24 protein-coding genes are annotated in these 24814 nt (G+C 71.8%); 15 read left to right on the top strand and 9 right to left on the bottom strand.

Going from position 1 to position 24814, the window contains the following annotated elements; all coding sequences use genetic code 11:
• Positions 1-477: a GNAT family N-acetyltransferase gene (locus HED23_RS31860; RefSeq protein WP_203186779.1), complete on the bottom strand. Its 477-nt coding sequence runs from the start codon at positions 475-477 to the stop codon at positions 1-3.
• A 50-nt stretch (positions 478-527) separates the two neighbouring features.
• On the opposite strand from HED23_RS31860, the gene HED23_RS31855 reads away from it, so the two are divergent.
• A complete protein-coding gene (locus HED23_RS31855) occupies positions 528-1346 on the top strand; it encodes an exodeoxyribonuclease III (protein WP_203186778.1) in 819 nt (272 codons plus the stop codon).
• A gap of 318 nt (positions 1347-1664) precedes the next feature.
• Positions 1665-1985 carry an antibiotic biosynthesis monooxygenase family protein gene (locus HED23_RS31850; RefSeq protein WP_238442188.1) on the top strand — a complete coding sequence of 107 codons (321 nt, stop codon included), beginning with the start codon at positions 1665-1667 and terminating at the stop codon, positions 1983-1985.
• A 6-nt stretch (positions 1986-1991) separates the two neighbouring features.
• On the opposite strand, the gene HED23_RS31845 is transcribed toward HED23_RS31850, so the two are convergent.
• Positions 1992-2633, bottom strand: coding sequence for a MerR family transcriptional regulator (locus tag HED23_RS31845; RefSeq protein ID WP_203187724.1), 642 nt, complete (start codon positions 2631-2633; stop codon positions 1992-1994).
• A 169-nt stretch (positions 2634-2802) separates the two neighbouring features.
• Between HED23_RS31845 and HED23_RS31840 the strand changes: the two genes are divergently transcribed.
• The 4 genes from HED23_RS31840 (at position 2803) to HED23_RS31825 (ending at position 6462) form a co-directional block, all read left to right on the top strand.
• The gene (locus HED23_RS31840) at positions 2803-4323 is read left to right on the top strand and encodes a flavin-containing monooxygenase (protein WP_203186777.1); all 1521 of its coding nucleotides are present in this window, start codon (positions 2803-2805) and stop codon (positions 4321-4323) included.
• Positions 4320-5282: an alpha/beta fold hydrolase gene (locus tag HED23_RS31835; protein ID WP_203186776.1), complete on the top strand. Its 963-nt coding sequence runs from the start codon at positions 4320-4322 to the stop codon at positions 5280-5282. Before HED23_RS31840 ends, HED23_RS31835 begins: the two co-directional genes overlap by 4 nt.
• Positions 5279-6163: an SDR family oxidoreductase gene (locus tag HED23_RS31830; protein ID WP_203186775.1), complete on the top strand. Its 885-nt coding sequence runs from the start codon at positions 5279-5281 to the stop codon at positions 6161-6163. The genes HED23_RS31835 and HED23_RS31830 overlap by 4 nt, the downstream gene beginning before the upstream one ends.
• Positions 6164-6249: 86 nt before the next feature.
• Complete coding sequence (locus HED23_RS31825; RefSeq protein ID WP_203186774.1) at positions 6250-6462, top strand: hypothetical protein; 213 nt, start codon at positions 6250-6252, stop codon at positions 6460-6462.
• A 246-nt stretch (positions 6463-6708) separates the two neighbouring features.
• Here the strand turns inward: HED23_RS31825 and HED23_RS31820 are convergent, their stop codons facing one another.
• On the bottom strand, positions 6709-10308 hold the full coding sequence (locus tag HED23_RS31820; protein WP_203186773.1) for a S41 family peptidase: 3600 nt from the start codon (positions 10306-10308) through the stop codon (positions 6709-6711).
• A 177-nt stretch (positions 10309-10485) separates the two neighbouring features.
• On the opposite strand from HED23_RS31820, the gene HED23_RS31815 reads away from it, so the two are divergent.
• On the top strand, positions 10486-11058 hold the full coding sequence (locus HED23_RS31815) for a TetR/AcrR family transcriptional regulator (protein ID WP_203186772.1): 573 nt from the start codon (positions 10486-10488) through the stop codon (positions 11056-11058).
• A gap of 237 nt (positions 11059-11295) precedes the next feature.
• Entirely contained in the window at positions 11296-13509 is a 2214-nt protein-coding gene (locus tag HED23_RS31810) for an MMPL family transporter (RefSeq protein ID WP_203186771.1), read from the top strand.
• A 161-nt stretch (positions 13510-13670) separates the two neighbouring features.
• Here HED23_RS31810 and HED23_RS31805 read toward each other — a convergent pair whose 3' ends face one another.
• Positions 13671-14039: an SsgA family sporulation/cell division regulator gene (locus HED23_RS31805; protein WP_203186770.1), complete on the bottom strand. Its 369-nt coding sequence runs from the start codon at positions 14037-14039 to the stop codon at positions 13671-13673.
• A gap of 177 nt (positions 14040-14216) precedes the next feature.
• Between HED23_RS31805 and HED23_RS31800 the strand changes: the two genes are divergently transcribed.
• The 7 genes from HED23_RS31800 to HED23_RS31770 all read left to right on the top strand — a co-directional run bounded on the left by HED23_RS31800 (position 14217) and on the right by HED23_RS31770 (position 20071).
• Positions 14217-15275 carry an energy-coupling factor ABC transporter permease gene (locus tag HED23_RS31800; protein WP_203186769.1) on the top strand — a complete coding sequence of 353 codons (1059 nt, stop codon included), beginning with the start codon at positions 14217-14219 and terminating at the stop codon, positions 15273-15275.
• A 1-nt stretch (position 15276) separates the two neighbouring features.
• On the top strand, positions 15277-16038 hold the full coding sequence (gene cbiQ / locus HED23_RS31795) for a cobalt ECF transporter T component CbiQ (RefSeq protein WP_203186768.1): 762 nt from the start codon (positions 15277-15279) through the stop codon (positions 16036-16038).
• A complete protein-coding gene (locus HED23_RS31790; protein ID WP_203186767.1) occupies positions 16035-16805 on the top strand; it encodes an energy-coupling factor ABC transporter ATP-binding protein in 771 nt (256 codons plus the stop codon). The genes cbiQ and HED23_RS31790 overlap by 4 nt, the downstream gene beginning before the upstream one ends.
• 77 nt (positions 16806-16882) lie before the next feature.
• On the top strand, positions 16883-18043 hold the full coding sequence (locus tag HED23_RS31785; RefSeq protein ID WP_203187723.1) for a serine hydrolase domain-containing protein: 1161 nt from the start codon (positions 16883-16885) through the stop codon (positions 18041-18043).
• Positions 18040-18858 (top strand): SDR family NAD(P)-dependent oxidoreductase, encoded by an 819-nt coding sequence (locus HED23_RS31780; RefSeq protein ID WP_203186766.1) that lies wholly within the window; start codon positions 18040-18042, stop codon positions 18856-18858. The genes HED23_RS31785 and HED23_RS31780 overlap by 4 nt, the downstream gene beginning before the upstream one ends.
• A 43-nt stretch (positions 18859-18901) precedes the next feature.
• Positions 18902-19399, top strand: a complete 498-nt coding sequence (locus HED23_RS31775; protein WP_203186765.1) for a GNAT family N-acetyltransferase — start codon at positions 18902-18904, stop codon at positions 19397-19399.
• A 75-nt stretch (positions 19400-19474) separates the two neighbouring features.
• Complete coding sequence (locus HED23_RS31770) at positions 19475-20071, top strand: hypothetical protein (RefSeq protein ID WP_203186764.1); 597 nt, start codon at positions 19475-19477, stop codon at positions 20069-20071.
• Between the two features lie 10 nt (positions 20072-20081).
• Here the strand turns inward: HED23_RS31770 and HED23_RS31765 are convergent, their stop codons facing one another.
• From HED23_RS31765 to HED23_RS31745, 5 genes are all read right to left on the bottom strand, one after another.
• Entirely contained in the window at positions 20082-20933 is an 852-nt protein-coding gene (locus HED23_RS31765) for a DMT family transporter (RefSeq protein WP_203186763.1), read from the bottom strand.
• A complete protein-coding gene (locus HED23_RS31760) occupies positions 20930-21439 on the bottom strand; it encodes a YbaK/EbsC family protein (RefSeq protein ID WP_203186762.1) in 510 nt (169 codons plus the stop codon). The genes HED23_RS31765 and HED23_RS31760 overlap by 4 nt, the downstream gene beginning before the upstream one ends.
• A gap of 151 nt (positions 21440-21590) precedes the next feature.
• Positions 21591-22586, bottom strand: coding sequence for an ornithine cyclodeaminase family protein (locus HED23_RS31755; RefSeq protein WP_203186761.1), 996 nt, complete (start codon positions 22584-22586; stop codon positions 21591-21593).
• A 43-nt stretch (positions 22587-22629) separates the two neighbouring features.
• The gene (locus HED23_RS31750) at positions 22630-23553 is read right to left on the bottom strand and encodes an ABC transporter permease (RefSeq protein ID WP_203186760.1); all 924 of its coding nucleotides are present in this window, start codon (positions 23551-23553) and stop codon (positions 22630-22632) included.
• On the bottom strand, positions 23550-24668 hold the full coding sequence (locus tag HED23_RS31745; RefSeq protein ID WP_203186759.1) for an ABC transporter permease: 1119 nt from the start codon (positions 24666-24668) through the stop codon (positions 23550-23552). Before HED23_RS31745 ends, HED23_RS31750 begins: the two co-directional genes overlap by 4 nt.
• Positions 24669-24814: the final 146 nt, after the last annotated feature.

The following is a 24814-nucleotide window of genomic DNA, read 5'->3' as shown; positions in this document are numbered from 1 at the left end:
TCACAGAGGCTTGGCCATGTGGATCGCGCTGTCGTACGTGCGGTAGTGGCCGAACTTCTCACAGAGTGCGTAGCCGCTCGACGTGTAGAGCGCCACTGCCTCGGGCTGCTGGTCTCCGGTCTCCAGGACCATGCGCTTGCGGCCCGCCGCACGGGCGTCGGCCTCCAGGGCGGCCAGGATACGGCGTGCCAGGCCCCGGCCTCGGCCCTCGGTGATCACGAACATCCGCTTGATCTCGGCGTCGCCGTCGGAGTAGCCCTCGGCGTTCTGCTCCTGGCTGCGCCAGCCTCCGGTGGCCAGGGGGCGGCCCTGCTCGTCGTAGGCGAGCAGATACAGCCCGCGAGGCGGAACGAACATCGTGGCGTCGAGCGGTGTGATGTCGCCCTCGTCGCCGTAGCGCTCGGCATATTCGAGCTGCACGAGGTCGTTGAGTTTGACGGCATCGGGGTGATCGAAGGACTGAGGGTGGATATTCATGCGATCTATGGTACAGGTATGCGTAGTCGGTATGTAGGTACTGTACCGGGATGCTGACTGTTACCACCGTGAACGTGAACGGGCTCCGTGCCGCCGCGAAGAAGGGCTTCGTCGAGTGGCTGGGGCAGACCGGGGCCGATGTGATCTGCCTCCAGGAAGTCCGCGCCGAAGCGCAGCAACTCCCTGAAGAGGTGCGTGAGCCCGAGGGGTGGCACGTCGTGTACGCCCCGGCCGCCGCCAAGGGGCGTGCGGGAGTCGCCCTCTTCACGCGGCGTGCGCCGGAGCGCGTCCAGATCGGGTTCGGCGGGTTCGAGGTCCCGGGGAGTGAGGAATTCGATACCTCCGGCCGTTACGTCGAGGTGGATCTCCCGGGTGTGACGGTCGCCAGTCTCTATCTGCCCTCCGGTGAGGTCGGTACGGAGAAGCAGGAGGAGAAGGAGCGCTTCATGGCGGCCTTCCTCCCCTATCTCCAGGGGCTGAAGGTGCGGGCCGCCGCCGATGGGCGCGAGGTCGTCGTCTGCGGCGACTGGAACATCGCCCACCGTGAGGCCGACCTGAAGAACTGGAAGGCCAACAAGAAGAACTCGGGCTTCCTGCCGGAGGAGCGGGAGTGGCTCACCCGGGTCTTCGACGAGGCGGCGTACGTGGACGTGGTCCGCGCGCTGCACCCGGAGGAGGAGGGGCCGTACTCCTGGTGGTCCTACCGGGGCAGGGCCTTCGACAACGACGCGGGCTGGCGGATCGACTACCAGGTGGCCACCCCCGGCCTCGCCGGCCGTGCCGTCAAGGCCTGGGTCGAGCGTGCCGCCACGCACGGCGAGCGGTGGAGCGACCACGCGCCGGTGACGGTCACCTATGGACGCCCGTGACGCATCGGCCGGTGTCTGCCCGCGGAGTGGCGGTGTCCGGGCCGGTGGACCTGCGCCCCGGTCCGGCCTGGGTCCCCCGTCGGCAAAGGCCCGGTCCGGCCTGGATCCCGTTCGGTAAGGGCCCCGGTCCGGCCTGGATCCCGTTCGGTAAGGGCCCCGGTCCGGCCTGGATCCCGTTCGGTAAAGGTATCGGCCAGGGCTGGATCCCGTTCGGCAAAGGCGCTGCACCGTAGGGCGCGCCCGCCCTGCGGTGGCGCCATGAGTGATCACTCGTCATGACCCGTCGCGCCTGTCGAGGCCTTTGAACCGCCCTCTTACGTGGCGGTCTTCACCGCGCTTCGAACCTTGAGCCAGGGCGGCTGCAGCGAGACCGACGCACGCATGGAAGACCTGGTGAAGGAGATCCCCGGCTGCTTGGGGGCGGACCACGCGCAGACTCCCGGTGGGCTGGGCATCACCGTCGGGTACTTTCGTGACGCCGACGCGCTCACGGAGTGGTGGACCGACGCCGAGCACCGCGCGGCCCAGGAGCGCGGACGGGCCGAGTGGTACCGGAGCTACACGCTGCACGTTGCGAAGGTGGAGCGGAGCCACGGGTTCGTGCGGCCACCGGAGCCGCAGGGGCCGACGGCGGGCTGACCGGAGTCACTCCTGGGACTCGTCCGGGGTCTTGTCCTCGCGCAGTCTGCGGTCCAGGGCCATCGACAGCTCGGCGTCCACCACCGCGTGGGCGAGCGTGCGCAGTTGCTCCGGCTCGGTGTGCGCGGTGTGGGTGCGCAGGACGCGTACGAAGAGGTCGGCGAGGGCGTCGGCGTGCTCACGCACCTGGCGGCCCGAGGAGAGTACGGCGTCGAGCGGGACCCCGGCCCGCACCAGCTCGGACGACGCGTCCAGCAGGCGGCGGCTGATGTGGACGATCTCGTCGCCGTCGACGCCGAGATAGCCCAGCTCCATGGAGGCGGCGAGGTTCTCCGCCGTGGCCTGGTCCTGGAAGTAGTCGGCGAGCTGCTCGGGTGTGAGCCGGACCGGGGTCTCCTCCGTCGGCTCTCCCAGGCCCAGCACCTCGGCGACATCGCGGCCGCTGTCGAACGTGCTGGCGAGGTCGGCGATCCCGTTGAGGGTGTGGCCGCGCTCCAGCAGGCCCGTGATGGTGCGCAGTCGCGCCAGGTGATGGTCGTCGTACCAGGCGATGCGGCCCTCGCGGCGGGGTGGCTGGATCAGGCCGCGCTCCCGGTAGAAGCGCAGGGTGCGCACGGTGATGCCGGCCTCCTCGGCCAGCTCCTCCATGCGGTACTCACGGTGCTCGCGTCCTTCAGCCACCCCCGCACCCTATGTTGTACCGCCGGTAACTTTCCTCGCCCCGCCCCCTACCCATCGGTACGGAGCTGCTCTACCCTCCCAACCATGCCAGTGATTGCTGGCAGAGTCGTGGCACGTACCGCGGGGAGGCGGCAGCATGGCCCAGCACGAGCACGTACGAGTGGCGGTGATCGGATCCGGATTCGGGGGCCTCGGAGCCGCGGTCCGGCTCCGCCGCGAAGGCATCACCGACTTCCTGGTCCTCGAACGTGCCGGTGCGGTCGGTGGCACCTGGCGGGACAACAGCTACCCGGGCTGCGCCTGCGACGTACCGTCCCACCTGTATTCCTTCTCGTTCGCGCCCAACCCCGACTGGCCGCGCACCTTTTCCGGACAGCAGCACATCCGCGCCTATCTGGAGCACGTCGCGGACACCTTCGGGCTGCGCCCGCACATCAGGCTCGACCACGAGGTCTCGGTCATGCGCTGGGACAACGACGAGCTGCACTGGGTGATCGAGGCGGCGAACGGCTCCACGATCACCGCCGACGCGGTCGTTTCCGCCACCGGTCCGCTCTCCGACCCGAAACTGCCCGACATCCCGGGGCTCGCGGACTTCCCCGGCAAGGTCTTCCACTCCGCGCAGTGGGACCACGACTACGACCTGGGCGGCAAGCGCGTCGCCGTGATCGGCACCGGCGCCTCCGCGATCCAGATCGTCCCGGAGATCCAGCCGAAGGCCGGCCGGCTCACCCTCTTCCAGCGGACCCCGCCCTGGGTGATGCCCCGCATGGACCGTGCCATCAGCGGCGCCGAGAAGTGGCTGCACCGCGCGCTCCCCTTCACCGCCACCGCGCGCCGCGGACTCCTCTGGGGAATCCGGGAGTTGCAGGTGGGCGCCTTCACCAAGCACCCCAACCAGCTCGGGCTCGTCGAGTCGATAGCCAAGTCCAACATGGCCCGGGCGATCAAGGACCCGGCTCTGCGGGCCAAGCTGACGCCCTCGTACCGCATCGGCTGCAAGCGCATCCTGCTCTCCAACGCCTACTACCCGGCGCTCGCGCAGCCGAATGTGGACGTCGTCGACTCCGGGCTGTCCGAGGTGCGGGGATCGACCCTGGTCGGGTCGGACGGCTCGGAGACCGAGGCCGACGTGATCATCCTCGGCACCGGCTTCCACGTGACGGACATGCCGATAGCCAGCCGGGTCGTCGGTGCCGACGGCATCACCCTCGCCGAGTCCTGGAAGGACGAGATGCAGGCGCTGAGGGGTGCGACCGCGGCCGGCTTCCCCAACTGGATGACGATCATCGGCCCCAACACGGGGCTCGGGAACTCCTCCATGATCCTCATGATCGAGTCCCAGTTGAACTACATGGCCGACTACCTGCGTCAGCTGGACGTCCTGGGCGGGCGCGCCGCGCTCGACGCACGGCCCTCCGCCGTCGGCGCCTGGAACCGGCGGGTCCAGGACCGGATGAAGCGGACCGTCTGGAACACCGGTGGCTGCACCAGCTGGTACCTCGACGCCAACGGGCGCAACACCACCGTCTGGCCGGGCACGACGGCCGAATTCAGGCGGGCCACGCGCTCGGTCGACCTGGGGGAGTACGACGTCGTCCGTCCCCCCGCGATCCACTCCACGGCGCAGGCCGTGACCGAGGAGGCCGCACGATGAGCCGGCTGACGCGGACGGCGGACAGCGTGTCCGCACCCGTACCCGTACCCGTACGTGAACTGAGCGTCGTCTCCGCGGACGGTGCGCGCATCCACGTGGAACTGCACGGCCCCGAGGACGCGCCCGCCGTGGTCCTGGCCCACGGCTGGACCTGCAACACCCGCTTCTGGGACGCGCAGGTGCGAGACCTGGCGGTGGACCACCGGGTCGTCGTCTACGACCAGCGGGGCCATGGGCGTACGCCCGAGGCCGGACCCGACGGGTACAGCACGCGTGCGCTGGCCGACGACCTCGAAGCGGTCCTGAAGGCCACGCTCGCGCCGGGGCGGAAGGCGGTGCTCGGCGGGCACTCCATGGGCGGGATGACGTTGATGGCGGCGGCAGGCCGTGACGCCGTGCGGGAGCACGGGGCGGCGGTGCTGCTGTGCAGCACGGGCAGCTCGCGGCTGACCGCCGAGTCGCTCGTACTGCCGCTGCGGGCCGGAGCCCTCCGCACCCGGATGACCGCTGCGGTCCTCGGTGCGCGTGCGCCGCTCGGGCCCGTCAACGCGGTGTCGAAGGTGATTCTCAAGTACGCCACGATGGGGCGCGGTTCTGCCCCGGAACGCGTGGATATCTGTGCCAGGATCGTCCATGCGTGCCCTCGTGGGGCACGTGTCGCCTGGGGGCACGTGCTCGCGGAGCTGGACCTGGAGGCGCGGCTGCGCGAGCTGCGGCTGCCGACCGCGGTGATCGCGGGCACGGAGGACCGGCTGACGCCGCCCGTGCACGCGAGGGCCATCGAGGCGGCGCTGCCGCACAGTCTCGGGCTCACCGAACTGGCGGGCATGGGGCACATGACCCCGGTCGAGGCGCCCGAGGCGGTCACGGCGAAGCTCCGCGAGCTGGTGGCCTCGTACGTCACTCTTGAAGGTGCGGGCAGCACGGCGGAAGCCGTGAGTGAGGAGGAGGTCGCATGAGCGGCAGGCGGAGTCTCGAAGGACAGGTCGTCGTCGTCACGGGCGCGGCGCGGGGAGTGGGCGAACTGCTGGCCCGCAAGCTCTCGGCGAGGGGCGCCAGGCTGGCGCTGGTCGGCCTGGAGCCGGACGAGCTGAAGAAGGTCTCGGAGCGGCTGCACTCCGAGAGCGACCACTGGCACGCGGACGTCACCGACCACGAGGCGATGAGCCGGGTGGCCCAGGAGGTCAAGGCGCGCTTCGGCAAGATCGACGTCGTCGTGGCGAACGCGGGCGTCGCCACCGGCGGTCCGCTCGTGGACTCCGACCCGGAGGCCTGGCGGCGGGTCATCGAGGTGAACCTCATAGGCGGTGCCGTGACGGCGCGGGCGTTCCTGCCGGTGCTGATGGAGAGCCGCGGCTACTTCCTCCAGATAGCGTCGCTGGCCGCGATCACCCCCGCGCCGATGATGAGCGCGTACTGCGCGTCCAAGTCGGGTGTGGAGGCGTTCGCGCACTGCCTGCGGGGCGAGGTCGGCCACCGGGGCGTGAAGGTCGGGGTCGGCTATCTGTCCTGGACCGACACGGACATGGTGCGCGGCGCCGACGAGGACGACGTCATGCGGGAGTTGAGGCAGCGGCTGCCGTGGCCGACGAACCGCACCTACCCGCTTGGCCCGGCGGTCGACCGGATCGTGGCCGGGATCGAGCGGCGCTCACCGCATGTGTATGCCCAGTGGTGGCTGCGCGGGATGCAGTCGATCCGGGGGTATCTGCCCACGGTGATAGGGACCGTGGGGCAGCGCGAGATGAAGCGCTTCGGGTCCCGGCTCGACGGCGTGAGCAAGGGGCTCGTGGGGGCCGGTGGCGAGGCCGATCAGAAGGCACAAGTCTCCCGCGGATGATCGAAATGCGGTGAATGTCCGGGTGTGTAAGTCTGATCGAGGTCCCACCGGGGCCAACCCCACGCACCCACATAGGAGTGAACAGCATGGGTATCGCAGACCAGTTCAAGGACAAGGCGCAGGAGCTTGCCGACCAGGCCAAGCAGCAGAAGGCGGGCGGCAAGCGGGACGAGGCGCGTGAGCGTTCCTCCGACCCGTCGTCGCGTCGCGGCGCGGACCAGGCGCAGGGCCGTCGGCCCGAGGCGCGGGACCGTGCGCAGGACGCTGCGGAGCGGGCGCGTGAGCGTTCTGAGCGCTGACGGCCGACGCGTCTGAGCGTCTGTGGTCTGTCGGGGCGTACCCGGGTGCCGGGTACGCCCCTTCCGCGTGCGTGCGTGCGTGCCGGTGCCGGTGCCTGTACCTGCGGGGCGGGCACGGGGGGTGCGAGGGCATGCGCGGTGCGGGAGTTCGGGGCTCCGCCCCGGACCCCGCTCCTCAAGCGCCGGAGGGGCTGGATTCGGCTGAGGTCGGCTGGTGCCGGAGCGGGGGCCGGGATCGGTCGGTGGTCACCTCGGGGGGAGCGGGGGCCTGCGCAGGTTGGGGGCCGTGTCATAGGTCGGAGGGGTGGCCGCCGGGTGGGCGGCCAGGAGGTCCAGGGCGACCCTGACGGCGTCGTCCAGCACCGCGTGGCGTCCCTCCGCCCAGTCCAGCGGGGTGCGCAGCGCCTCCAGGTCGGGCTCCACGCCGTGGTTCTCGACGGACCAGCCGTACGTGTCGAACCAGGCCGCGTTCATGGGCACCGTGATCACCGTGCCGTCACCGAGCCGGTGCCGCCCGGTCATCCCGACCACACCGCCCCAGGTGCGCTGGCCCACCACCGGCCCCAGCTTCAGCAGCCGGAACGCGGCCGTGATCATGTCCCCGTCGGAGGACGTGGCCTCGTCGGCGAGGGCTACGACCGGCCCCCGGGGCGCGTTGGACGCGTAGGAGACCGCCTGGGCGTTGCGGGTCAGGTCCCAGCCGAGGATCGTGCGGGTGAGCTTCTCGACGACCAGCTCGCTGATGTGTCCGCCCGCGTTGCCCCGTACGTCCACGATCAGCGCGGGGCGCGACACCTCCAGCCGCAGGTCCCGGTTGAACTGCGCCCAGCCGGAGCCGCCCATGTCCGGGATGTGCAGGTAACCGCACTTGCCGTGGCTCAACTCCCGCACCACCTCGCGGCGTTTGGCCACCCAGTCCTGGTAGCGCAGCGGGCGTTCGTCGATCAGCGGGACGATCGCGATACGGCGGGAACGGCCGCCGCACTCGCCCCCGGCGGGGCGGAACGTCAGCTCCACGGTGGTGCCGCCCGCCGCCGTCAGCAGCGGGTACGGTCCCGCCACCGGGTCGACCGGGCGGCCGTCGACATGGGTGAGTACGGCTCCCTCCCGGACGCCCGTACCGGCCAGCGGTGAACGGGCCTTGGAGTCGGAGGACTCGCCGGGCAGGATGCGCTGAACCGTCCAGTCACCCTCCCGGCACACGAGGTTGGCGCCCAGCAGGCCGATCGCCCGCTGGTAGTGCGGTGGGCCCTCGTTGCGGCGGGCGGGAGAGACGTAGGCGTGGGAGGTGCCCAGCTCGCCGAGCACCTCTCGCAGCAGGTCGGCGAACTCGTCGGGGGACGCGACCCGTTCGAGGAGGGGGCGGTACTGCTCCAGCACCTCGTCCCAGTCGATGCCGCACATGTCCGGTTCCCAGAAGTAGGACCGGATGATGCGCCCCGCCTCGCCGTAGGCCTGACGCCATTCGGCGGCCGGGTCGACGTCGTGCAGGATGCGGCGCAGGTCGAGGAAGACCGTCGTGTCGTTGTCGCCGGGCTCGTTGGACGGTACGGCGCGCAGCTCGCCGTCGTCCATGACGACGAGCCGGGTCGCGTCCCCGCTGACCGCGAACCAGTCCAGGTGGCCGACCAGTTCGGTCTTGCGGGCCTTGGCGATGTTGAAGTGCTCCAGGGTGGGCCGGCCTGACATGTCCGCCGGATTCGCGAACGTCTCGCCCAGTGCGCCGGAGATCGGCCAGCGCAGCCAGACGAGGCCGCCGCCGCTGACCGGCTGTAGCCCCGAGTACTTCGACGCGGAGACGGGGAACGGGGTGACCCTGTTCTCCAGCCCTTCGAACTCCACCATGACCGTCGACCCCTCGACCGGGCCCTCGGGAATGTCGACCGGGTCCAGGCCGCCCGCCGCGGGCCTGCCGTCCGGGAGCAGGGCGAAGGGGGAGGGCGTGGCCGAGGAGAGGGGGACCAGATAGGGGCGGCAGCCCAAGGGGAAGGAGAGGTCGCCGGTGTGGACGTCGTACACCGGGTCGAATCCGCGCCAGGAGAGGAAGGCGAGATAGCGGCCGTCTCCCGTGAAGACCGGGTTCTCGTCCTCGAAGCGGCCGTTGGTGACATCTACTATCACCGGAGCGTCGGGGCCGGTGATCCGGGCCAGTTTGATCTGCCGCAGCGCCCGGCCTACGCCGGGGTGCGACCAGGTCAGCCAGTGGCCGTCCGGGGAGAAGGCCAGATCACGGACCGGGCCGTTGACGGAGCGGATGAGCTCGGTGAGGCCGTCGTCCGGAGGCCCACCGCTGTGGGGCCTGGGCCCGTCGCTGGTGGTGCTGTCGTCCGGGGTGCCGTCGCTGGTGGTGCTGTCGTCCGGGGTGCCGTCGCTGGTGGTGCTGTCGTCCGGGGTGCCGTCGCTGATGGCTTCGCCCTCCGGTGGGCCGGTGTCGGAGCTGTCCGTCCGGATGAGGGCCTCCAGCGGGGCGACGGTCCTCGGAGGGGCCACGCCCTCGGCCGGCGCCGGGGAGCCCGAGGGGGCGGACGGGTCCGAGGCGGCAGGTTCCGGGGAGCCCTCGTCCGGGGGCAGGAGGTCCACGGCCGGTTCGACGGCGTCCTCCGCCGTGTCCAGCAGCAGCAGCCTGCCGTCGTTCGACGCGATGGCCAGCCGCTCGCCCTCCGGGTCGGAGATGATCTCGTGGACCCTGCCCAGCCGCCCCGCGGCCAGCCGGCGTGGCGGGCGGTCGCCGCTGGCCCGGGGGAGGTAGGCGATCTCGATCGCGTCGTCGCCCTCGGCGTCCGTGACGTACGCGACCTGGCCGCTGCTGCCGAGCATCAGCGGCAGCCGGACCCGTACCCCCGGGGTGTCCGCGATGGTGCGGGCGGGGCCGTCGCGGTGGGTGAGCCAGTACAGGCTGCCCCGCACGGAGACGGCGCTCGCCCGGCCCGTCTCGTCGACGGACAGCGAGTCGACGTGGCTGGACGCCGGTACCTGGTACGTACGCCGGCCCGTCCGCGGCCCCCCGAGCCGTACCTCCAGCTTCCGGGGCGTCGCGTCCGGCGACTCCAGGTCGTCCACCAGCCAGAGATCGCCGCCGCACTGGTAGACGACCCGGCTGCCGTCGCTGGAGGCGTGCCGGGCGTAGAACGCGTCATGGTCCGTGTGCCGGCGCAGATCGCTGCCGTCCGCCAGGCAGGAGTACAGGTTGCCGACCCCCTCGTGGTCGGAGAGGAAGGCGATCCGGCGCCCCACGAACATCGGCGCTTCGAGGTGCCCGCCGATGTCCGGCAGCAGCCGCTCGCCGTGCAGCCACAGCCGGCCGGTGGCGCCGCCCCGGTAGCGCTTCCAGGCCGCGGGCTCGTGCGGTGGCTTTCCGGTGAGCAGCAGGGTGCGCCGTGTGCCGTCGATGTCAGCGACCGCGATGTCGGAGACGGGCCCCCAGGGGAGTTTGCCGCCCGGGCTGCCGTCGGTGGGGACGCTGTACGCCCAGGAGAAGTACGAGAACGGCTGGTTGTGCGAGGACACGGCGAGGATCTGGGAGGACTCCCCGGGGTCGGGGCTCCAGCCGCAGACCCGGGCGTCGGTCGAGCCCCAGTAGGTGAGTCTGCGGGCGGGGCCTCCGTCGACGGGTGCGATGTGGATCTCTGGATCGAGCGTGCGCCAGGTCGTGTAGGCGATACGGCTGCCGTCGGGCGAGAAGCGCGGATGACCGACCCTGGTCCGGTCGACGGTCAGCCGCCATGCCCGGCCGGGCCGCTGCCCCGCCGGGGCGAGGGGGGCGACCCAGAGGTCGTCCTCCGCCGCGAAGCAGAGCAAGTCCTTGTGGATGTGCGGGAAACGGAGATACGCGACGTCGTCACTCACCCTCCAATGCTTTCCGTGTGAAGGGCCCGCGGCAACTTGTGGTGCAGGACACAGGCGAAACCGTCTCGTTTCGCTCGCGGAGGGGGTACCTTCGAAGTGTACGAAACAGTTTCGTTCCGTTAGTTGATCTTCGACTGACGTACCATCCAGCAGGCGCAACTACGAGGAGGTCGACACATGGCACGCAGCCGGCTCACGCCCGAGCGTGAGGGTGAGCTGTACGCCGCCGTGCTCGATCTGCTCGGCGAGGTCGGCTATGAAGCCCTGACCATGGACGCCGTTGCCGCCCGTACCCGTTCCAGCAAGGCCACCCTCTACCGCCAGTGGGGGAGCAAGGCCGAACTCGTCGTGAAGGCGCTCCGGCACAACAAGCCGATGGAGCTCGGCGAGATCGACACCGGTTCGCTGCGTGGTGACTTCCGTGCCGCGCTCCGGCGGACCGACGACTGTGAGATGGAGAAGAGCTCCGCCCTGATGCGGGGGCTCGGCCAGGCGGTCCACAGCAACCCCGACCTCCTGCAGGCGCTGCGTGAGCTGATGATCGAGCCGGAACTCACCGGCCTCGGTCTGATGATCAGACGCGCCGTGGACCGGGGTGAGGTGCGTCCGGACAATCCGGCGCTGTCCTATGTCCCGCACATGATGATCGGTGCCTTCGCCGCTCGTGAGCTGGTCGACGGCCGTGCCGTCGACCAGGCGTTCCTCACCGACTACGCGGAAGCCGTGGTGTTCCCCGCCCTCGGCGTCTGACGTCCCCGTTCTCCGTTTCCGATCGCACGACCATGCACGCAACCCTCCGCGCGACCTTTCACGCGACCCTCCGTACGGATTCTCGTGCGGCCTTCCGTACGGCCTTCCGTACGGCCTTCCGTGCGGCCTTCCGTACGACCTGACTCCCCGACGCTCCACCTGACACGCCGCTCTCGTCGTCGGGCTGGTCCCTCACGCCCTTTTCCACTCAACGACCTGACCGGGAGTACCCCCTCCGTGGCTACATTCCTGTACAAACTGGGACGGCTCGCCTTCCGGCGGCGCCGTTACGTCGCCCTGATCTGGGTGGCGCTGCTGGCGCTGGCCGGTTTCGGGGCCGCGTCCGCGTCCACCGCCACCTCCAGCTCCTTCTCGATCCCCGGCACGGAGGCCCAGCGGGCCTTCGACCTGCTGGACGAGCGTTTCCCCGGAGGCAGCGCCGACGGCGCGACCGCCCGGGTCGTCTTCAAGGCACCCGAAGGTGAGAAGGTCACCGCGGCGGCCAACAAGGCGGAGATCCAGGAGATGGTCGGCGAGCTGAAGTCCGGCTCGGACCAGATCGCCTCGGTCGCCGACCCGTACGCGGCGAACGCCGTCAGCGAGGACGGCTCGACCGCCTACATCTCCGTCTCCTACAAGGTCAGCTCCATGGAGCTGACCGACGGGACGCGGGAGGCGCTGGAGGAGGCCGGCGAGGCCGCGCAGAGCGGCGGGATGACGGTGGAGATCGGCGGTGACGCGCTCCAGGTCATGCCGCACACGGGGGTCACCGAGGTCATCGGTGTCGCCGTCGCCGCCGTCGTGCTCGTGATCACCTTCGGTTCACTGATCGCCGCGGGGCTGCCTCTGCTGACCGCCCTCATCGGCGTCGGCATCGGTGTCTCCGTGATCACAGCCCTGGCGAACGTACTCGACCTGGGCTCCACCACCTCCACGCTCGCGATGATGATCGGCCTCGCGGTCGGCATCGACTACGCGCTCTTCATCGTCTCCCGCTACCGCGCCGAACTGGCCGAGGGCCGGGAGCGCGAGGAAGCCGCCGGCCGGGCTGTCGGCACGGCGGGATCGGCGGTCGTGTTCGCGGGCCTGACCGTCGTCATCGCGCTGGCCGGCCTCGCCGTCGTCAACATCCCGATGCTGACGAAGATGGGCTTCGCCGCCGCCGGCACCGTCGTCATCGCGGTCCTCATCGCGCTCACTCTGGTGCCCGCCATGCTCGGCTTCGTCGGAAAGCGGATCGTGGGCCGCAAGGCTCGCAAGGCCGCCGAGAGGGACGACAAGGTCGAGGCGAAGCCGAACATGGGCACCCGCTGGGCGCGGTTCGTGCTGCGCAGGCCGGTGTGGGTGCTGCTGGCCGGAGTCATCGGCCTCGGTGCCATCGCCGTACCCGCCGCCTCGCTGGAGATGGGTCTGCCGGACGACGGCTCCCAGCCGAAGAGCACCACTCAGCGGCAGGCCTACGACCTGCTGTCCGACGGCTTCGGTCCCGGCTTCAACGGCCCGCTGCTGGTCGTCGTGGACACGAAGAACAGTGCGGACGGCAAGGCTGCGGTGAACCAGGTCTCCCAGGAGATCGAGTCGATCGACCACGTCACCGCCGTCACCCCCGCCACGTTCAACAAGGCCGGTGACGCCGCGACCATCACGGTCATCCCGCAGGACCGGCCGAGCTCCACGGACACGGAGGACGTCGTCCACTCCATCCGTGACGCGGGCGCGGACATCAAGAACGACACGGGTGCCGAGGTGCTGGTCACAGGTGCCACGGCGATGAACATCGACTTCTCGCAGAAGATGAACGACGCGCTGGTGCCCTACCTGGCACTCGTCGTCGGACTCGCCTTCCTGCTGCTGATGCTCGTCTTCCGGTCGGTGCTGGTGCCTCTGAAGGCGGCCCTCGGCTTCCTGCTCTCGGTCGTCGCGGCCCTGGGTGCGGTCGTGGCGGTCTTCCAGTGGGGCTGGCTGGCCTCGCTCTTCGGGGTCGAGCAGACCGGGCCGATCATGAGCATGATGCCGATCTTCATGGTCGGCGTGGTCTTCGGTCTCGCGATGGACTACGAGGTCTTCCTCGTCACGCGGATGCGTGAGGCGTACGTCCACGGGGAGACGCCCGGCCAGGCGGTCGTCACCGGCTTCCGTCACGGTGCCCGGGTGGTCGTGGCTGCTGCGGTGATCATGATGGCCGTCTTCGCCGGCTTCATCGGCTCCAGCGAGTCGATGATCAAGATGATCGGCTTCTCGCTGGCCATCGCCGTCTTCTTCGACGCCTTCGTGGTGCGGATGGCCATCGTGCCGGCGGTGCTGGCCCTGCTCGGCAAGCGTGCCTGGTGGCTGCCGCGCTGGCTGGACCGCGTCCTGCCCAACGTGGACGTGGAGGGTGAGGGCCTGCGCAAGGACCTCGCCGACGACCCGGCCGAAGGCGGCGGGGAGCGAGAGCTGGTCCGCGTGTGACGCACGGTGCGCGTCGTGGTGCGAGCCACGGCGCGAGCCGCGAGTACCCCGGGGCCCGCGTCTGAGCGGAACGCGGCCCCGGAGCGCCGGTTACCTGTGGGGACGGGGGACCGGGGCGCAGGAGGGCCCCCGTGCACGCGGCACGGGGGCCCTCGTCGTGCTCAGGCGCGGGTGGCGGTGGGAGCGGCGGCCGGCCGGCGCTTCGCCGCCTTGGCGCGGGTCCGTGACAGGAAGCGGATGAGCGGTGCGTTGTCGAACTGGAGGACGGCGACGCCGTCCGGCGAGTGCAGTTCCACGACCAGCTGGGCCCGGCCGCACGGCCATATCCGTACGTCGTCCCGGGTGGCGGGGGAGCGCAGGCCCCGTTCCAGCAGGTCGAGGCCGAAGGCCCAGTCGGCCCCGCCGGGGAGCCGGACGTGGACGGTCTGCGGCTGCTCGGGGTCGTAGCGCAGTTCGACGGGGACCGGCCGGGGGTCGGGGCCGTCGGTGATGAGCCGGGCGCGGGCGTGTTCTTGGATCACGAGGGACATGGGCCGGCTCCTCCTGTGTGTAAATCTCTTCCCCCAATGTCCCATATATTCCCATTCGGGCATTTTGGGGGGTGGGTAGTTGTCCTCCCTGTGCTCTTGCGAACTATTTGCAACAGGGCTCTATCATGGAGCGTTTTCCGACCCCGCCAGCAGTACGCCCGAAAGCGGAGCCACTCCATGCATGTACCCGACGGATTCATCAACGCACCCGTCTCCGCTGCCGCAGGTGTCGTCGCCGCGGGCGCGGTCGCCGTCGCTCTCCGGGGCGCGCGGCGGGAACTCGGGGGAGAGAGGGCGGCCCCGCTGGCCGGGCTCGTCGCCGCGTTCGTCTTCGCCGTGCAGATGCTGAACTTCCCGGTGGCCGCCGGTACCAGCGGCCACCTACTGGGAGGGGCCCTGGCCGCGATCCTGGTCGGACCGTACACAGGGGTGCTCTGCATAGCCGTCGTCCTGCTGATGCAGGGCATCCTCTTCGCCGACGGCGGCCTCACCGCGCTCGGCGTGAACATCACGGTCATGGGGGTCGTCACCACCGTCGTCGCCTACGCCCTCTTCCGCGGGCTGACCCGTGTGCTGCCCCGCACCCGCCGCTCGACGACCTTCGCGGCCTTCGTGGCCGCGCTGGTCTCGGTGCCGGCCGCCGCCGTCGCGTTCACCGCCGTCTACGCGATCGGCGGCACCACCGACGTGCCCATCGGCAAGGTCCTCACCGCGATGGTCGGCGTCCATGTCCTGATCGGCGTCGGGGAAGCGGCCATCACCGCGCTGACCGTCGGCGCCGTGATCGCGGTGCGCCCGGACCTGGTGCACGGTGCCCGTGGACTCGCCGCCCCGCTCAAGCTCCGGGTCGGCGGCGAACTCGTCGACGCCCCGGCCGCGACCCCCTCGCCCGCCCCCGCCGCGGCCCGCTCCACGCGCAAGGTCTGGGCCACGGGCCTGGCCGCCGCGCTCGTACTCGCGGGCGTCGTCTCCTTCTACGCCTCCGCGAACCCCGACGGCCTGGAGAAGGTCGCCGCCGACAAGGGCATCGACGAGAAGGTCCAGGAGCACGGCGCGGCCGATTCCCCGCTGGCCGACTACGGCGTCAAGGACGTCAGCAACGCGCGCGTCTCCGGAGGCCTCGCCGGAGTGATCGGCGTCGGCGTCACCGTCGCCGTCGGCAGCGGTGTGTTCTGGGCCGTGCGCCGGAGCCGCACGCCCGAGGCGCCCGCGTCCCGCCCCACCGAGTCCGTCTGACATGGGCGCCGGTCACGCGCACACGCTCTACCGGCACGGGCACTCGCCCGTCCACGCGTCGCCCCCGCACTGCAAGCTCGCCGCCGTCCTCTGCTTCGTGGTCGTCGTCGTCTCCACCCCGCGCGAGGCCGTCTGGGCCTTCGCGCTGTACGCGCTGCTGCTCGCCGCCGTCGCCGCGGTGGCCCGCATCCCGCCCGGTCTGCTGCTGAAGCGGCTGGCCATCGAGGTGCCGTTCGTCGCGTTCGCGTTCCTCATGCCCTTCGTCGTGCCCGGCGAGCAGACCGAACTGCTCGGTGTCCCCGTCAGTGTCCCCGGCCTCTGGGGCGCCTGGAACGTCCTCGCGAAAGGCACCCTCGGCGTGGCCGCCTCGGTGATCCTGGCCTCGACCACCGAGCTGCGCTCCCTGCTGCTCGGCCTCCAGCGCCTCCGGCTGCCACCCCTGCTCGTCCAGATCGCGTCGTTCATGATCCGGTACGGCGACGTCATCACCGACGAGCTGCGCCGGATGTCGATCGCCCGCCGCTCGCGTGGCTTCGAAGCCAGGGGCGTACGGCACTGGGGTGTCCTCGCCAGGACTGCGGGCGCCCTCTTCATCCGGTCCTACGAGCGCGGTGAACGCGTCCACCTCGCGATGGTCAGCCGCGGCTACACCGGCACCATGCCGGTGATCGACGAGGTGACCGCCACCCGCGCCCAGTGGGCGCACGCCGCCGCACTCCCCGCGATCGCCCTCGTCATCTGTCTGCTGGGATGGACCCTATGAGCATGCCCACCGCCCCTGTGCCGTCCCTCGAGGTCAGCGGTCTTGCCTACGCCTACCCCGACGGCCACCAGGCCCTCTTCGGCGTCGATCTGACCGTGGCCCGCGGTGAACGCGTGGCGCTCCTCGGCCCCAACGGCGCGGGCAAGACCACTCTCGTCCTCCACCTCAACGGCATCCTCGACGCGGGCGCCGGCACCGTCCGGGTCGCCGGGCTGCCCGTCGGGAGACAGCACCTCGCCGAGATCCGGCGCCGGGTCGGCATCGTCTTCCAGGACCCCGACGACCAGCTCTTCATGCCGACCGTCCGCGAGGACGTCGCCTTCGGCCCCGCCGCGGCGGGACTGCGCGGCCCCGAGCTGGAGGAGCGCGTCATGACCGCACTCGCCCGGGTCGGCATGGAGGAGTACGCGACACGGCCCCCGCACCACCTCTCCTTCGGCCAGCGCCGACGGGTCGCCGTCGCCACCGTCCTCGCCATGGAGCCGGAGATCCTCGTCCTGGACGAGCCCTCCTCCAACCTGGACCCGGCCTCCCGCCGTGAACTCGCCGACATCCTGCGCTCCCTGGACGTCACCGTGCTGATGGTCACCCACGACCTGCCGTACGCCCTCGAACTCTGCCCGCGTGCCGTCATCCTCAGCGACGGGGTGATCGCCGCCGACGACCGGACACAGGACCTGCTGTGCGACGACGAACTCATGCGCAGGCACCGGCTGGAGCTGCCCTTCGGCTTCGATCCGCGTTCCGTGTCCGTTCCGCGTCGGTGAACAGACGGTGACCCGGCCCCCGTTCCACCTGCGGCGCGATGCACCATGGGGGGATGAGCGGGAGCGCGGGAGCAGGCGTGGATGTGCGGGGCACGGTGGCACCGGGATTCGAGGCGGTACGGGACGCTTTCGTCCGTAACTTCGAACGGCGCGGGGAACGGGGAGCGGCCGTGGCCCTCTACCACCACGGCCGCAAGGTCGTGGACCTGTGGGCCGGTACGAGAGACGTCGACGGCACCGAACCCTGGGCCGTGGACACCGTGCAGGTCGTCCGCTCGGCCGGGAAGGGCGTCGCCGCCGCCGTGCCGCTGCTCCTGCACCAGCGGGGACAGGTGGACCTCGACGCCCCCGTCGGCACGTACTGGCCGGAGTTCAAGGCGAACGGCAAGGAGCGCGTCCTCGTACGCCACCTCCTCGCCCACCGGGCCGGACTCGCCGCCCTCGACACGACACTGACGCCCGAGGAGGCCGCGGACCAGGTTTCGGGGCCGCGGGCCGTCGCCGCACAGCGGCCCCAGTGGGAGCCCGGCACCGACCACGGGTACCACGCCCAGACCTACAGCTGGCTCATCGGCGAGCTGGTGCGCAGGGTCACCGGGCGGACGATCGGCCGCTGGGTCGCCGAGGAGATCGCGCGCCCGCTCGGACTGGACTTCTGGTTCGGACTCCCGGCCGACGAGGCCCACCGCATCGGGCGGATCGGACCGGTCGAACCCCCGCCCGCCGAGGGCGGCGGAACCCTGCGTGTGCGTCCCAAGCGCTCCGTCGTCGACGCCTACGCCGACCCGGCCTCCCTCACCCGCCGCGCTTTCGGGGCGATCGACCCCTTCCCCGACGAGAACGCCCCGGCCTACCGCGCGGCGGAACTCCCCGCGTCCAACGGTGTCGCCACCGCACGCGGACTCGCCCGTTGCTACGCCGCGATGATCGGCCAGGTCGACGGACAGCGGCTGTTCGCCCCCGCCACCCTCACGCTGGCCCGCACCGAGGAGTCCGCGGGACCGGACCGCGTGCTCGTCGTCAGCACCCGCTTCGGCCTCGGCTACATGCTGCACGGACCCGCCGCGCCGCTGCTCGGCCCCGGTTCGTTCGGGCACCCCGGCCGCGGCGGTTCGCTGGGCTTCGCCGACCCCGAATCGGGCATCGCGCTCGGCTATGTGACGAACGGTCTGCAGAAGGGAGTCACCGCCGATCCCCGCGCCCAGGCACTGGTCAGGGCAGTACGGTCGGCGCTATGACTTCTCCTCGCTTCCACGGGTACGCCGCGCTCCTCACCGGCGCGGGACAGGGCATCGGGGCGGCCACCGCCCGCCGGCTCGCCTCCGAGGGCGCGGCCGTCCTGGTCACCGACCTGGACGCCGGGCGCGCCGAGCGCACGGCGGCCGGGATACGTGAGACGGGCGGCACCGCCGAATCCCTGGCCTGCGACGTGGGCGACGGGGCGGCGGTCGGGGCGGCGGTGGCCCACGCGGCCGCCGTCTTCGGGCGGCTCGACGTCCTGGTCAACAACGCCTACGCCAACCATGACGACGCCGCTCTCTTCGAGGACGAGGACGACGCGTCCTGGGAACACACCCTGGACATCACCCTGAGCGGCCCCTACCGCTGCTCGCGCGCCGCGCTGCCGCACCTCGTGGCGTCCGGCCGGGGAGCGATCGTCACCATCGGATCGGTCAACGGGGAACAGGACTTCGGCGGGCACGCGTACAGCGCGGCCAAGGCCGGCCTGGCGAGTCTGACCCGCACGCTCGCAGGTCACGCCGGACCGAGAGGCGTCCGCGTCAACCTCGTCGCGCCGGGCACGATCCGCACCGAGGCGTGGGCCGGCCGGGACGCGGCGCTGGAGCGGGCGAGCGCCCTCTACCCGCTCGGCCGGATCGGCGAACCGGAGGACATCGCGTCGGCCGTCGCCTTCCTCGCCTCCCGGGACGCGGCGTGGATCACCGGTACGACGCTGCGCGTGGACGGTGGCCTCCTCGGAGTCAACACGGGCTTCCGCGCGGCGATGACCGGGGAGCGGGCGGCCGGGGAACGCGTGGCCGGGGAGCGCTGAAATGGGGTCGCCGGGTCCGGTGAGCGCCGCTTAACCTGCCAGGATGACCCACCACGGACTCATCGACCACGGCCTGACGGACCGGACGGGCCGTCACGTCACCCTGCGCGGGGTGGACGGCGACAACTGGCGTGCGGTCGCCGACATCGCGCCGCTGGACGGCCAGCGCGACCACGTCGCCGCGCTGGCCGGCCGCTATCTGCTGCTGTCCCTGTACGAGGACACCTGGCACTCGCTCGCCGTGTACGGGGACGACACCGTGACCGGGCATGTGATGTGGGCCCGGGACGACGACGGCTCGTACTGGATCGGCGGGATGGTCGTGGACGGCCCCGAGCAGGGCAAGGGCCTCGGCCGCGCAGCCGTACGCACCCTCACCGGGTGGCTGGCACGGCGCGAGGGCTGCGAGGCGATCCGGCTCTCCTACGACCCGGCCAACACGGTGGCCGGGAGCCTCTACGCCTCGCTCGGCTTCCGTCCCACGGGCGCGCGGGAGGGCGACGAGGTGGTCGTGGAACTGGCCGCGCCACTCGTCCGGTGACCGGTTGTCGTACCCCTGTGGCACAGTGATGCGCCTTCGTCCGAGGTGAGTCGACGAGAGGCATGGGTGGTACCGATGGGTGACTTCTTCGAGCGGATCGTCGATCTGGAGGTGACCGGCGAGCAGGCCGGGCCACTTGCCGGGCAGATGGTCGACTGGATGGTCGCCGAGGGCGTCATCACGCGTGAGATGACCAAGGACGCGATGTACAGCCTGCCCGTGGACCTCGGGCACGTACCCGGCCCCCAGTGGGCCCGGGCCGTGGCCGACGCCTCGGACCCCTCGTGGCTCCCCGGACCGGTGGCGGTCGTCGTCGGGCGCGAGTACCACGTCGGCGGCCAGGGCCAGGACGTCGCGGACTCGGCGGCCTGCCCGCGGTGCGGGGCCGGCACCGTCGTCATCGACTGGCCGGAGACGTCCGAGCCGGACGAGGAGGTCTGGCGGCCGTTCAGGGACGGCATCGCTTCGTGGCGGGAGACGGGGCGGGGCGAGGTGCCCTGCCCCGCCTGCGGTGTCTCCGTACCGGTCACCGAGTGGGAATTCGGACCGGGGTTCGATCTCGGGGCGCTCGCCTTCGACTTCTGGGGGTGGCCGCCGCTCTCCGTCCGCTTCCGCGCGGAGTTCCGCGCCCGGCTGGGGCACCGCACCGAGGAGCAGTCCGGCAAGTTCTGATCCGGCCCGGTCAACTGGTGTGCAGCATCAGCCCGATGCCGACCACCATCAGTCCGGCCGCCGCGATCCGTGGGGCCCCGAACCGTTCCTTGAAGAACAGTGCCCCTATCGCGGCACCCACGATGATCGAGGACTCACGGAGCGCGGCGATCGGGGCCAGCGGCGCCTTCGTCTGCGCCCACAGGACGAGACCGTAGGCGGAGACGGAAAGGGCCGCGCCGAGCAGTCCTCGTGCCATGAACGGCCGCAGCTGCGGCACCAGTTCGCCCCTTCTGCGCCAGTAGGCGTACGCGGGGATGACCACTCCCTGCACGGTCATCAGCCAGCCGATGTAGCCGACCGGCGTTCCCGAGGCGCGTACTCCGACCCCGTCCACCGTCGTGTATCCGGCGATGGCGAGACCCGTGGCGAGGGCGGCCAGGACCGCCGGCCGGTGCGGCCGGCTCCCGGAGCCGCGGATGCCCCACAGCGCCAGTCCGACGAGCCCCGCCGAAGCGACGGCCACCCCGGCCGTCGCCCAGCCGTCCGGGCGCTCCCCGATGAGGACGGCGGCCAGGACCGTCACGACGAGCGGGGCCGTACCCCGGGCGATCGGGTACATCTGGCCGAAGTCGCCCAGGGTGAACGAGCGCATCAGCAACAGCATGTACGCCACGTGAAGGCCCGCGGAGACCAGCAGATACGGCCAGGCACCGCCCGCGGGAAGCGGCGCGAAGCAGACCAGTACGGCTCCGATCAGCGCTCCGCCGCCGGAGATCAGGGTGAACGACAGCAACTGGTCGCGTATCGCGTGGGCGATGGCGTTCCAGCTCGCGTGCGTGATCGCGGCGGCCAGGACGGCCGCCGCCACCAGCGGTGTCACGCGGTCCGCTCGCGCACGTCCACGAGGGTGCCGCCCGCGAGCTCCACGAGCCGGGTGGGACCGAGCCGGAAGACGGCGTGCGGATGGCCAGCCGCGGCCCACACCTCGGCGTGCCCCAGCAGGCCCCGGTCGGCCAGCACCCGGGTCTTCGTGAGGTGGCCGAAGGGCGGCACGCCGCCGATCGCGTACCCGGTGGTGGCCCGGACCAGGTCCGCCCGCGCCCGCTCGACCTTCCCGGCGCCCAGTTCGTTCCGTACGAGCTCCACGTCGACCCGCGAGGCGCCGTCCATCAGGACCAGGACGGGTACGCCGTCCGCCTCGAAGATCAGGGACTTGACGATCTGGCTGAGTTCGCAGCCGATCGCCGCGGCGGCCTCGACCGCGGTGCGCGTGGCGTCGGGGAAGCGGCGTACCTCGACGTCCAGGCCCAGCTCACGCAGGGCTTCGGCGAAGCGGGGATGGGCATCGGAGGAGGCGGTGGAGGGGGTGGTCCCGGAAGTACTCATGCCCCGCACGCTACTGAACGGCCGCGGGGGCGGACCACAGCGTTTCCGGCGGCTGTGCCGATCGTCGATCCCGGCCTGACGGCCGCCCCGGTCCGGCGCCCCCGGGCAGCGGGGCCCCCGGGGCGAGGGCATCCCGCTCCGGTCGCCGGGGTCAGCCGCTGAGGTCGATCACGGTCCCGGTGCGCCGGGCGTGGGCGGCATCGATCAACAGCCGTGCCACCGCCAGGTCCTGGAGGCCGACACCCACCGAGTTGAAGAGGGTGAGATCGGTGTCCGAGGTCCGGCCGGGCTCGGTTCCCGCGAGGACGTCACCGAGCTCGCAGCGGAAGTCGTCCTCGCCGAGCGCGCCCTCGGCGAGCGGGATCAGCACCTCGCCCGACTTCGCGCGGGCCGTCGTCCAGGCGTCGACGACGATCCGGCAGCGTACGACGCCCTCCGTGTCGATCTCCCGGTGGTCGGGGCGCGGAGGAGCGCCCACCGCGTTGATGTGCTGGCCGGGGGACAGCCACGCGCCCCGGATCAACGGTTCCCGGGACGGCGTCAGCGTGCACAGGACGTCCGAGGCCTCCGCGACGGCCTGCGGCCCGGCCAGCACGCTCGCCTCCACCCCCAGCTCCGCGCGGATCCAGGCGGCCAGCTCGCCGCTGCGGCCGGGGTCGCGCCCCCACAGCACGATCCGCTCGTACGCGCGGCCCGGCAGCAGTGCGCGGGCGTGGGCCCGGGCCAGCGGGCCGGTGCCGACGAGCCCCAGTACGCGCGCGTCCTTCCGGGCGAGGGCCCGGGTCGCGACGGCGGTGGCGGCTGCGGTCCTCGCACGGGTGACCTCGGCCCCGTCGAGCAGTGCCTCGCACGCACCGGTGTCCGCCGACACGGCCAGGACGGCCGAGCGCTGCACGGGCAGACCCCGTTCGCGGTTGGCGGGGAGGTCCGCGAGGAGCTTCACGGTGGCGAGGCCGGCCGGGGCGGAGGCCGACGCCATCGCGAGGAAGGTCCCGTCCGACCCCGGGAGCGGCATGGCCGGCGGGGGCGGCAGGACGGCCCTGCCCAGTGACAGGTCCAGGTGGCAGTTCTCCACCGCCCTCTCGACGTCCTCCCGTACGTCCGCGAGCAGTGCGGCGATGTCGGAGCGGGTCAGGATCAGCGTCATGTCGTGTGTCCTCAGGGGTGCGGATGCGGGTGCCGGCGGGTGGTCAGGTGCCGCGCAGGAAGGGGACGGTCAGCCCCGAAGGTGCCCGGCTGCGGCCGACCAGTCCGCTCACCGCCAGCAGTGCGATGACGTAGGGCAGCGTGGTCAGGAGGGGCGCGGACAGATGCAGCCCCAGGGCCGGTGCGGCGAACTGCAGTGACTGCGCGACGCCGAAGAAGAGGCAGGCCACGATCGTGGGCCAGGCCCGCCAGCGGCCCGCGATCACCGCGACGACGGCCAGGTATCCGATGCCGCCGGTGATGTTGTCGCTGAACGCGTGGACCTCCGACAGGGCGAGCTGCGCACCCGCGAGGCCCGACACGGCCCCGGTCAGCAGCACGGCCGCGAACCGGACGGCGCGCACCGGGAGACCGCAGCGGTCGGCGGTGGTCGCGTCCTCCCCGATGGCGTCGACCGCCAGGCCCCACGACGTGCGCCTGCTGAATACCAGGGCGAGGACGGCGGCGACGGCGAAGGCGGCGTAGCCGAGGGCGGTCTGTTCGAACAGGGCGGGTCCCAGCACGGGGATGCTGTGCAGGCCGGGCACGGGGACCGGGTCGAATCCCGGCACGGAGTCCGCCGCCCCGTCGCCGAAGAAGACACGGGAGCCGTACGTCGTCGCACCGAGGGCAAGGGCGTTCGCCGTGATGCCGGTGACGATCTGGTCGGCACGCAGGACGACGCTGAGCAGCGCCTGGAGGGCGGCGAAGAGCAGCCCCGCGGCGAGCGCGGCCAGCACGCCCACACCCGCGTTCCCCGAGGCCAGCGCGCCTGCCGCGCCCGCGAAGGCGCCGGTCAGCATCATGCCCTCGACGGAGAGGTTGAGGACTCCGGCGCGTTCGCTCAGCAGCTCTCCCGAGGAGGCCAGCAGGAGCGGCACGGCCAGGCGGACCCCACCGGAGACGAGTTCCTCCACGACCGCGCTCATGAGGTCCTCCCGTTGCGTGTGGTCCCGAACATGGCCGCGGCGACGAACAGGACGAGCAGGCTCTGCACGATCTGTACGGAGGAGGCGGGAACCCCGGCCGCGAGCTGGAGGTTGATGCCGCCGTTGGTGAGGAAGCCGAAGAGGAGCGACACCGCCGCCACTGCGGTGAGCGAGCCGCGGGCGAGCAGGCCCACGACCAGCCCGGAGAAGCCGTATCCGGAGGAGAAGTGCTCGGCCAGCACGTACGGCGCGACGGCGACGAGGGCCGCGCCCGCGAGTCCCGCCGCTGCGCCGGCGAAGGCCAGACCGCCCGTCTCCAGGCGTGCCACGGGAAGTCCGAGCCGGGCCGAGGCGGCGGGGGAGTGGCCGACGGACCGCAGCCGCAGTCCGACGGCCGTGTGCCGCAGCACCACACCGGTGACCACGGCGGCGACCGCGGCGATCACGATGATCGCGGTCGCGGGCGACTCGATGCCGCCGATCAGCGGCAGCCGGGCGCCCTCGGGCAGGGGCGCGGACTGGGGCAGCGTCTCGGACGAGGTCACGGGCTGGCGCAGCAGCGCCTCCTCGTGGACGGCGACCGAGACGAGCCCCACGCCGACGAAGTTCAGCAGCAGCGTGGTGATGACCTCGCTGGTGCCCCTCTTCGCCCGCAGCAGGCCGGCGATCCCCGCCCAGGCGCCGCCCGCCACGCATCCGGCGACGAGGACCAGCGGCACACCGAGCGCGGCCGGGACCCCTGCGGGCAGTGCCATTCCCACGGCGGCCGCCGCGAGGCCTCCCGCACACAGCTGCCCCTCGCCGCCCACGTTCACCAGCCCCGCACGGTGGGCGACGGTGAACCCGGTGGCGATGAGGGCCAGTACGGCGGCCGAGTTCAGGGAACTCCCGACGGCGTACGACGAGCCGAACATGCCCTCGACGAGAGCGTCCCAGGCGGTCGCGGGCTCGGTCCCGGCCCCCTTCACGAGCCCGAGCCCGGCCGCGCCCGCGAGCAGGACCGCGAGGACGCCGACGGCGACGGGGTGCCTCAGGACGGGGGTGATGCGGGTACGTGCCGTGCGCAGTGCGGGGGCGGGGGCGGGCGCGGACAGGGTGGGAGGTGGGGGCGACATGGCGGCTCCTTGAGATTTCGGGTGCGCGCGTCCTGGCCGAGGGCTGGCGACGGCCGGGACGCGGGTGCTGCGACGGCCGGGACGCGGGTGCTGCGACGGCCGGGACGCGGGTGCTGCGACGGCCGGGACGCGGGTGCTGCGAGGGG

The sequence above is a fragment of the Streptomyces pratensis genome (genome assembly GCF_016804005.1).
GTDB classification, from domain to species: domain Bacteria; phylum Actinomycetota; class Actinomycetes; order Streptomycetales; family Streptomycetaceae; genus Streptomyces; species Streptomyces pratensis_A.
This window is presented reverse-complemented; position numbering and strand designations above follow the sequence as displayed.

Excerpts from the sequence above, each read along its gene's own strand:
- HED23_RS31860 (WP_203186779.1), bottom strand. The coding sequence starts at position 477 with ATGAATATCCACCCTCAGTCCTTCGATCACCCCGATGCCGTCAAACTC.
- HED23_RS31855 (WP_203186778.1), top strand. The coding sequence starts at position 528 with ATGCTGACTGTTACCACCGTGAACGTGAACGGGCTCCGTGCCGCCGCG.
- HED23_RS31845 (WP_203187724.1), bottom strand. The coding sequence starts at position 2,633 with ATGGAGGAGCTGGCCGAGGAGGCCGGCATCACCGTGCGCACCCTGCGC.
- HED23_RS31840 (WP_203186777.1), top strand. The coding sequence starts at position 2,803 with ATGGCCCAGCACGAGCACGTACGAGTGGCGGTGATCGGATCCGGATTC.
- HED23_RS31835 (WP_203186776.1), top strand. The coding sequence starts at position 4,320 with ATGAGCCGGCTGACGCGGACGGCGGACAGCGTGTCCGCACCCGTACCC.
- HED23_RS31830 (WP_203186775.1), top strand. The coding sequence starts at position 5,279 with ATGAGCGGCAGGCGGAGTCTCGAAGGACAGGTCGTCGTCGTCACGGGC.
- HED23_RS31825 (WP_203186774.1), top strand. The coding sequence starts at position 6,250 with ATGGGTATCGCAGACCAGTTCAAGGACAAGGCGCAGGAGCTTGCCGAC.
- HED23_RS31815 (WP_203186772.1), top strand. The coding sequence starts at position 10,486 with ATGGCACGCAGCCGGCTCACGCCCGAGCGTGAGGGTGAGCTGTACGCC.
- HED23_RS31805 (WP_203186770.1), bottom strand. The coding sequence starts at position 14,039 with ATGTCCCTCGTGATCCAAGAACACGCCCGCGCCCGGCTCATCACCGAC.
- HED23_RS31800 (WP_203186769.1), top strand. The coding sequence starts at position 14,217 with ATGCATGTACCCGACGGATTCATCAACGCACCCGTCTCCGCTGCCGCA.
- cbiQ (WP_203186768.1), top strand. The coding sequence starts at position 15,277 with ATGGGCGCCGGTCACGCGCACACGCTCTACCGGCACGGGCACTCGCCC.
- HED23_RS31790 (WP_203186767.1), top strand. The coding sequence starts at position 16,035 with ATGAGCATGCCCACCGCCCCTGTGCCGTCCCTCGAGGTCAGCGGTCTT.
- HED23_RS31780 (WP_203186766.1), top strand. The coding sequence starts at position 18,040 with ATGACTTCTCCTCGCTTCCACGGGTACGCCGCGCTCCTCACCGGCGCG.
- HED23_RS31775 (WP_203186765.1), top strand. The coding sequence starts at position 18,902 with ATGACCCACCACGGACTCATCGACCACGGCCTGACGGACCGGACGGGC.
- HED23_RS31770 (WP_203186764.1), top strand. The coding sequence starts at position 19,475 with ATGGGTGACTTCTTCGAGCGGATCGTCGATCTGGAGGTGACCGGCGAG.
- HED23_RS31760 (WP_203186762.1), bottom strand. The coding sequence starts at position 21,439 with ATGAGTACTTCCGGGACCACCCCCTCCACCGCCTCCTCCGATGCCCAT.
- HED23_RS31755 (WP_203186761.1), bottom strand. The coding sequence starts at position 22,586 with ATGACGCTGATCCTGACCCGCTCCGACATCGCCGCACTGCTCGCGGAC.
- HED23_RS31750 (WP_203186760.1), bottom strand. The coding sequence starts at position 23,553 with ATGAGCGCGGTCGTGGAGGAACTCGTCTCCGGTGGGGTCCGCCTGGCC.
- HED23_RS31745 (WP_203186759.1), bottom strand. The coding sequence starts at position 24,668 with ATGTCGCCCCCACCTCCCACCCTGTCCGCGCCCGCCCCCGCCCCCGCA.